We start from the raw sequence: 6,533 nt of genomic DNA, 5'->3' as shown, positions 1-6,533 counted from the left end.
CGCGGCGGCGGGCGGCTGTTCACGTTCGGGAACGGCGGCAGCAGCACCGACGCGCAGTCGGTGGCGGATCTGTTCACCGGGCGCGGCCTGCCCGCGGTGTCGCTGGCGGCCGACACGGCGCTCGTGACGGCGCTCGGCAACGACGTCGGCTTCGAGGTGGTGTTCGCCCGCCAGCTCGCCGCGCTCGGCGGCGAGAGCGACATCGCCTGCGCCCTGTCCACCAGCGGCGGCTCGGCCAACGTGCTGCGCGGCCTGGAGCGGGCCGCGGGCCTGCGGATGGTGACCGTCGGGTTCGCCGGCTCCGGAGGCGGCCGCATGGCGGAGGAGCGGCTGGCCGAGCACCTGTTCGTGGTCCCGTCGTCGTCGGTGCACCGCATCCAGGAGGCGCAGGCGACCCTCTACCACGTGCTGGCCGAGCTGGTGTCGGCCGCCCGCGAGACCTCCTCACACCAGGGTTCAGCAGATGCGGGGTAGCGGGTCGCCCACCAGGACGTCGACCACCCGGGTGCCGCCGAAGGCGGTGCGGAGCAGGACCAGCCCGGCCGGCGCCGCGGCGACGGTCCCGATGATCGCGGCCTCGGCGCCCAGCGGGTGGGAGCGCAGCACCTCGAGGGCCCGCCCGGCGTGCTCGCCGTCGACCACCGTGACGAACCGGCCCTCGCAGGCGACGTAGAGCGGGTCGAGGCCGAGCAGCTCGCAGACGCCGGTGACCTCCGCCCGTACCGGGATGTCGTCCTCCCGCAGGACGACGGCCACCTCCGACGCGTTGGCCACCTCGTTGACGACGGTGGCCACCCCTCCCCGGGTGGCGTCCCTCAGCGTACGGACGTGCTGCGGCATCGCGGCCAGCAGCTCGGAGACGATGGCGTGCAGCGGCGCCGTGTCGGAGACGATCGGCGCTTCGATGCCGAAATCGTCCCTGGCCAGCATGATGGCGGCGCCGTGCTCCCCGATCGGGCCCGAGACGATGACCGCGTCCCCCGGCCGCGCGTGCGAGGCCGACAGCGTGACCGGCTGCTCGACGAGCCCGACCCCGGCCGTGGTGATGAAGCAGCCGTCGGCCTTGCCGCGCTGGACGACCTTGGTGTCGCCGGTCACGATCGTGACGTCGGCCGCCGCCGCGGCGGCGGCCATCGAGTCGGTGATGCGCCGCAGGTCGGCGACGGGGAAGCCCTCCTCCAGGATGAAGCCGGCCGACAGGTGGGCCGGCCGGGCCCCGCACATGGCCAGGTCGTTCACGGTGCCGTTGACGGCCAGGTCGCCGATGTCCCCGCCGGGGAAGAACAGCGGCGAGACCACGAAGGAGTCGGTGGTGAAGGCCAGGCGCTCGCCGCCCACCCGCAGGAGCGCGCCGTCGTCCAGCGGCGCGAGCAGCGGGTTGCGGAACGCCTCCAGGAAGACGGCCTCGATCAACGTGTGGGTGGCCTTGCCCCCGGCGCCGTGGGCGAGCGTGATGCGCTCCTCCCTGACGACGGGCTTGCGCCGCCGGATCCGCTCGATGCGGGCGAGCACCTGCTGTTCGCGGTTCATGTCCGGCTCGCCTCCTCGGCCAGCGGCCCGCCGGCGGAGGTCGCGCGCATCTCCTCCCGGCTGAAGCGCCCGAAGTTGTAGTACGCGGCACACGCGCCCTCCGAGGAGACCATGCAGGTGCCGATCGGCGTCTCCGGGGTGCACGCGGTGCCGAACACCTTGCACTCCCACGGCTTGAGCACGCCCTTGAGCACCTCGCCGCACTGGCACGACCGCGGGTCGGCGACGCGGACCCCGGGCAGGTCGAAGACGCGTTCGGCGTCGAAGCGGGCGTACTCGTCCGACATGGCGAGGGCGGAGTGCGCGATGAACCCGAGCCCGCGCCACTCGAAGTGCGGCCGCAGCCGCATGACCCGGCCCATGGCCGACAGCGCGATGCGGTTGCCCTGCCACGGCACGACGCGGGAGTACTGGTTCTCCACCTCGCAGCGGCCCTCGGCGAGCTGCGTCAGCAGGCGGTGCACCGCGTCGAGGATGTCCAGCGGCTCGAACCCGGCGACCACCAGCGGCTTGCCGTGGTCGCGGGCGATGAACTCGTACGGCTGGCAGCCGATCACCGCCGACACGTGGCCGGGCCCGATGAACCCGTCGAGCCGCAGGTCCGGTGAGTCGAGGATGGCCTTGATCGCCGGAATGATCATGACGTGGTTGCAGAAGACGGAGAAGTTGGCCAGCCCTTCGGCCTCCGCGCGCAGCACGGTCATGGCCGTGGACGGCGCCGTGGTCTCGAAGCCGATGGCCATGAAGACGACCCTGCGGTCCGGGTTGGCCCGCGCGATCTTGAGCGCGTCCAGCGGCGAGTACACCATCCGGATGTCGGCCCCCGCCGCCTTGGCGTCCAGGAACGAGCCCTCCCCACCGGGCACCCGCATCATGTCGCCGAACGACGTCATGATCACGTCCGGCTGCCGCGCGATGTGGATGGCGTCGTCCACACGGCCCATCGGGATCACGCAGACCGGGCAGCCGGGGCCGTGCACGAGGTTCACCTCGGCCGGCAGGTGGTCCTCCAGGCCGTGCTTGTAGATGGTGTGCGTGTGACCGCCGCACACCTCCATGAACGTGTATCGGCGCCCCGGCCGGCAGCGGGCGGCGATCTGCGCGGCGAGCGCCCGCGCCGTGCCCGCGTCGCGGTACTCATCGACGAACCGCATCAGAGGTCCTTCCTAGGCGATGTCCGAGGCGCGCAGCGCGTCGAGTTCGTCCTCGTACGCCTGCCCGAGCCCGTTGAGGTAGTCGAGCACCGCCTGCGCCTCCAGCTCGGAGATCTTGGACAGCGCGAACCCGACGTGCACGAGCACCCAGTCGCCGGGCGCGAGCGCCTCGTCGGCGAGCAGGCCGACGTTGATACGCCGGCGCACGCCGCTGACGTCCACCACGGCGAGGTCCTCGTGTTCGGGCAGGCGCTCGACGAGCTCACCTGGAATGCCAAGGCACACCGGACACCTCCCCGCCGGAAGCGCCTGACGTGGCGAAGGTGAGCGACTCCAGGACCAGCTCCTCGCCGCCGCTGATGTCGACGCCGTCGTCGCCGCAGCCCGGGCAGACCGCCAGCGTGTCGACCGACTCGGAGCGCTCGCCGCAGTTGCGGCAGCCGACCGTCATCGGCGTGATGACGAGCTCCACCACCGCGTCCTGCACGGCCGTGCCGGCCGCGGCCAGCGTGAACGCCTGCCCGAAGGCCTCGTCGACGACGGCGTGCCGGGCGCCGACGCGTACCCGGGCGGCCGCGACCGCCCTGCCTCCCGCCTGCTGCTCGATCAGCTCGACGAGCCCCTCGCACATCCCGATCTCATGCATGCTGCCCCTACATTCGCTCCATCTTGATGTATCGCCGGATGTCCGGCCACAGGCGGATGACGACCAGCGCCATCCCGCAGAGCACGACCAGCTTCACCGTGCGCGACTTCCACATCTCACATCACCTCACCGTGGGTGCCGGATCGCGGGCGTCCGGAGTGGCACTTTCCGCAATCATGTCCATAACCAGGGACTTCACTAGGCCGGCCGCCTCGCCGACCATCGCGCGTACCGGCGCGCTCAGCTCGAACGGGTCCTCCTCGACCGACGCCGGCTCGCAGCAGACGACCCGCACCCGCGCGGGGAGCCGGCCGAGCTGCCGGGCCAGCCGCAGGACCCGGACCGGGTCCATGCCGTGCGTCTCCACCGAGGCGTCGTCCCCGTCCGGCAGCTCGGGTTCGAGGACGGTGAGCGTGCCGGGCGCCAGGCCGCGCGGGGCGGCGTCCACGAAGACCACGCCCGTGTAGTCCCGCTGCAGCGCGTAGGCCAGGTCCATGCCGCGGATGCCGAAGTCGACGACCTCCATGCCCGGCACGCCCGCCTGCCCGGCCAGGTGGCGGGCCACCTCGACGCCGAACCCGTCGTCCCCCAGGAACACGTTGCCGATCCCGGCCACCAGGACGCGGCCGGGGGCCGGGCGGCCGTCCTGTTCCCCGAGGGGCTCGATCTCCTCGGCGGAGTAGAAGAACCGGTGCCCGGGCAGCCGGGCCTCGCCCAGGTCACGCCCGGGATCGTCGTCGAGCGTGACCGCGATGTGGAAGGCGCCCTCGTCGTCCTGCTCCACGCTCTCCACGACGGCCACGCGGCCGTCGAGCACCAGGTCGAAGACGTCGGCCTGCGCGCGGGGCCGCAGCCGTACCCGGCTGCCCGGCCCGACCGGCACGCCGGCGATGACGATCTCGGCCGGGCCGCGGCCCGCCATCCGGGTCCAGAATCCGGTCATTCGTGTGGCTCCGTCCTGCGCATGATGCCGTGCAACCGCATCAGCTCGTCGGGTGTGAGGGAGTCGCAGCGGTCGAGGATCGCGCGGGCGCGCGGGTCCCCGTGGCGGATCTCCTCGCGTTCCCGGTCGCTGAGGGCGAGCACGCTCAGCGTGAGGAGCTGGTCGATCTCGGTCGCGTCGAAGAGGTCGCCGGGGCTCTCCGGCGAGATTCTCGGGTGGTCGTAGAGGATGATCGGCGCGGACAGCACGGTGTGCCGGTCGCCCTCCGGCCCGGCGAGCACCGGCCAGACGCCGGCGTTGTCGCAGCCCGCCGCCTCCGCCCGCAGCTCCTCCGGCGGGTCCATGAGGGAGACGAACCTCGCCCGCGGCGCGCGCAGCACGGTGTGCGCGGAGACCAGCGTGCGCCGCATGGCCTCCTCGCGGCCGCCCCCGGGCCAGGGCGTGGTGTTGACCACCTCGACCGTGATCCGGAACAGGTCCGGGCGCAGCCGCCGCGCGCTCGCCTCGATCCGGCCGGACAGCTCCCGCCAGCCGCCTTCGGGAGACTGATCCCGTGCCGGGATGTCGATCTTCTCGATGACCGGGCCGTGCAGCAGGTCCTCCAGGACCAGGCCCGGCATGCTCACCTCACGCTCCTGGGCCTCCTCGCCGGTCGCCTCCGGCTCCCCGGCGCGGAGCCGGGTGACGACGTGCAGGAAGCGCACGGACACGTCGACGAGGTCGCGGGCCCCGGCTTCGAGCAGGCACTCGGTACGCGTCAGCCACGGGTTGCCGTCATTGGCGCGCCCGTACGCCTCGGGGTGGACGCCGCCGATCGTCCAGCGGTGCCGGTTCTTCAGCGACGACTCCCGGTACGGCCACAGCAGGTAGCCCTCGTACAGCACGGCCTGCGCGATCTGCCTGACAGGGTCCATGTCGGATCAGCCTCCGCCCGTCTCCAGCAGCGACCGCACCGCGTCGTCCCAGCCGGGCAGGGTGTGCCGGACCCGGTGCGCGTACAGGCGGTCGAACGTGCCGCGCTCCAGCCGGATCCAGGCGGTGTCCGGGAAGTGGCGGTCCATGAGGTCCTTCCAGACCGTCACCGGCATGCGGAAGTCCGCCTCGGTGTCCCACGGCAGGCAGGCCGCCTGCAGGCGCCCGTCGTCGAGGTAGAAGACGGTCCCGGTGAACAGGAACCGCAGCGGCACCTCGCCGTCCGGCAGGCCGTGCAGGTACTTGGCCGCGGCCACGTCGAAGTCGTAGGTGCACGCGACCGTGACCGGCGTGGTCGTGCCGCCGGTGAAGGCCGGGACGTGGGTGACGGTCTGCGTCCACAGCAGGCTGGACAGGTTGCGTCCCCAGTCCTCGGGCGGGCCGAACAGCTCCTTGAGCCGCTCCGGCGCCTGCCCGTCGTAGCCGCGTGCGGTGGCGTCGATGCGGATCTGCGTGGCCAGCGTGATCGCCTGGACCGGAGCGTCCGACCGCAGGTCGAGCCGGAAACACAGAGCGGGCGCGACGGCGGGCGTGGCGGGCTCGACGTCGCGCACCTCGATCCGCAGAACCGGTGTGGTCGGCGGCATCACGCGGGCGACAGGTTGGGCATGTCGGGGTCGATCGGGTCGTGCATGCGCGGGTTGACGCCGGTCGAGCGCCTGGCTGTGGAGCGGCCGTCGGGCAGGTGGCCCTTCTGCCTGCCGTAGCCGCCCAGCGCGTTGCCCTCGGCCACGCCCTTGACGTGGGAGGGGGCGTCGGGGCGCACGTCGCGCCGCCCGGTCTTGATCGTCGACTTCTTGTTCACGCGGGACTCCTGTCGTTGCCGGTGGCCGGTACGGTGACGGACCGGCCACCGAGGTCGGTGAAGAATCGGGTGATGTGCTCGCGTACGTCCTTGCCGCCCGTCAGGCCCCGCCAGTGCGCGCGGATGGCTCCGACGAGCGCGTAGCAGTCGTCCACCGGCACGATCCAGGCCTCCTGGTCGACGAGCAGCGCCTCGACGTCCGGCTCCAGCCGCCGCAGCACCGGGTTGTCGCGCCGCAGCAGCTCCCAGGCGGTCCGGTCGGCAGGCGCCCGTACGGCCCCGGCCGGGCTCGGGTAGTACAGGACCGGGTCGCCGGTGTCCGAGTCGTGGATCAGGAACACCGTGCGCACCGGGGCCCGCAGCCGGGCCCATGCCCCCTCCTCCAGGCGGAAGCCGCTCAGCCGCCAGCGGCGCTCGGGCACCAGCCGGTAGTGCCCGCCGCCGGCCGCCGCGTGGTCGAACAGCACCTGGCACGCGCGGCAC

General features: G+C 72.8%; 11 protein-coding genes. 1 reads left to right on the top strand and 10 read right to left on the bottom strand.

Going from position 1 to position 6,533, the window contains the following annotated elements:
- On the top strand, nucleotides 1–474 hold a 474-nt coding region (locus ACWDX9_RS57835), incomplete at its 5' end, for a D-sedoheptulose-7-phosphate isomerase (protein ID WP_449971787.1).
- Here the strand turns inward: ACWDX9_RS57835 and hypE are convergent.
- The 10 genes from hypE to ACWDX9_RS57785 all read right to left on the bottom strand — a co-directional run.
- Nucleotides 457–1,530, bottom strand: a complete 1,074-nt coding sequence (hypE, locus tag ACWDX9_RS57830; protein WP_449971784.1) for a hydrogenase expression/formation protein HypE — start codon at nucleotides 1,528–1,530, stop codon at nucleotides 457–459. The genes ACWDX9_RS57835 and hypE overlap by 18 nt on opposite strands.
- The gene (gene hypD / locus ACWDX9_RS57825) at nucleotides 1,527–2,684 is read right to left on the bottom strand and encodes a hydrogenase formation protein HypD (protein ID WP_449971781.1); all 1,158 of its coding nucleotides are present in this window, start codon (nucleotides 2,682–2,684) and stop codon (nucleotides 1,527–1,529) included. The genes hypE and hypD overlap by 4 nt, the downstream gene beginning before the upstream one ends.
- A gap of 12 nt (nucleotides 2,685–2,696) precedes the next feature.
- Nucleotides 2,697–2,969: a HypC/HybG/HupF family hydrogenase formation chaperone gene (locus ACWDX9_RS57820; protein WP_364256312.1), complete on the bottom strand. Its 273-nt coding sequence runs from the start codon at nucleotides 2,967–2,969 to the stop codon at nucleotides 2,697–2,699.
- On the bottom strand, nucleotides 2,947–3,330 hold the full coding sequence (locus tag ACWDX9_RS57815) for a hydrogenase maturation nickel metallochaperone HypA/HybF (RefSeq protein WP_350737794.1): 384 nt from the start codon (nucleotides 3,328–3,330) through the stop codon (nucleotides 2,947–2,949). Before ACWDX9_RS57815 ends, ACWDX9_RS57820 begins: the two co-directional genes overlap by 23 nt.
- A gap of 7 nt (nucleotides 3,331–3,337) precedes the next feature.
- Nucleotides 3,338–3,445, bottom strand: coding sequence for a DUF6893 family small protein (locus tag ACWDX9_RS57810; protein ID WP_397375203.1), 108 nt, complete (start codon nucleotides 3,443–3,445; stop codon nucleotides 3,338–3,340).
- 6 nt (nucleotides 3,446–3,451) lie between these two features.
- Nucleotides 3,452–4,273, bottom strand: a complete 822-nt coding sequence (locus ACWDX9_RS57805; protein ID WP_355211279.1) for a hydrogenase maturation protease — start codon at nucleotides 4,271–4,273, stop codon at nucleotides 3,452–3,454.
- Entirely contained in the window at nucleotides 4,270–5,187 is a 918-nt protein-coding gene (locus tag ACWDX9_RS57800; protein ID WP_449971777.1) for a hypothetical protein, read from the bottom strand. The genes ACWDX9_RS57805 and ACWDX9_RS57800 overlap by 4 nt, the downstream gene beginning before the upstream one ends.
- 6 nt (nucleotides 5,188–5,193) lie before the next feature.
- Nucleotides 5,194–5,832: a DUF6084 family protein gene (locus ACWDX9_RS57795; RefSeq protein WP_363983240.1), complete on the bottom strand. Its 639-nt coding sequence runs from the start codon at nucleotides 5,830–5,832 to the stop codon at nucleotides 5,194–5,196.
- Nucleotides 5,832–6,050, bottom strand: a complete 219-nt coding sequence (locus ACWDX9_RS57790; RefSeq protein WP_363983079.1) for a hypothetical protein — start codon at nucleotides 6,048–6,050, stop codon at nucleotides 5,832–5,834. The genes ACWDX9_RS57795 and ACWDX9_RS57790 overlap by 1 nt, the downstream gene beginning before the upstream one ends.
- Nucleotides 6,047–6,533 (bottom strand): DUF5947 family protein (locus tag ACWDX9_RS57785; RefSeq protein WP_449971773.1); only part of this gene is annotated, 487 nt, incomplete at its 5' end. The genes ACWDX9_RS57790 and ACWDX9_RS57785, both read right to left, overlap by 4 nt.

The organism is Nonomuraea sp. NPDC003201 (genome assembly GCF_053590415.1).
The sequence above is the reverse complement of the archived record's forward strand: the minus strand, read 5'-3'. Positions and strand labels throughout refer to the sequence as shown.

Bases quoted from the DNA above. Each gene is read 5' to 3' on its own strand.
- hypE (WP_449971784.1), bottom strand. From the start codon at position 1,530: ATGAACCGCGAACAGCAGGTGCTCGCCCGCATCGAGCGGATCCGGCGG.
- hypD (WP_449971781.1), bottom strand. From the start codon at position 2,684: ATGCGGTTCGTCGATGAGTACCGCGACGCGGGCACGGCGCGGGCGCTC.
- ACWDX9_RS57815 (WP_350737794.1), bottom strand. From the start codon at position 3,330: ATGCATGAGATCGGGATGTGCGAGGGGCTCGTCGAGCTGATCGAGCAG.
- ACWDX9_RS57810 (WP_397375203.1), bottom strand. From the start codon at position 3,445: ATGTGGAAGTCGCGCACGGTGAAGCTGGTCGTGCTCTGCGGGATGGCG.
- ACWDX9_RS57805 (WP_355211279.1), bottom strand. From the start codon at position 4,273: ATGACCGGATTCTGGACCCGGATGGCGGGCCGCGGCCCGGCCGAGATC.
- ACWDX9_RS57800 (WP_449971777.1), bottom strand. From the start codon at position 5,187: ATGGACCCTGTCAGGCAGATCGCGCAGGCCGTGCTGTACGAGGGCTAC.
- ACWDX9_RS57795 (WP_363983240.1), bottom strand. From the start codon at position 5,832: ATGCCGCCGACCACACCGGTTCTGCGGATCGAGGTGCGCGACGTCGAG.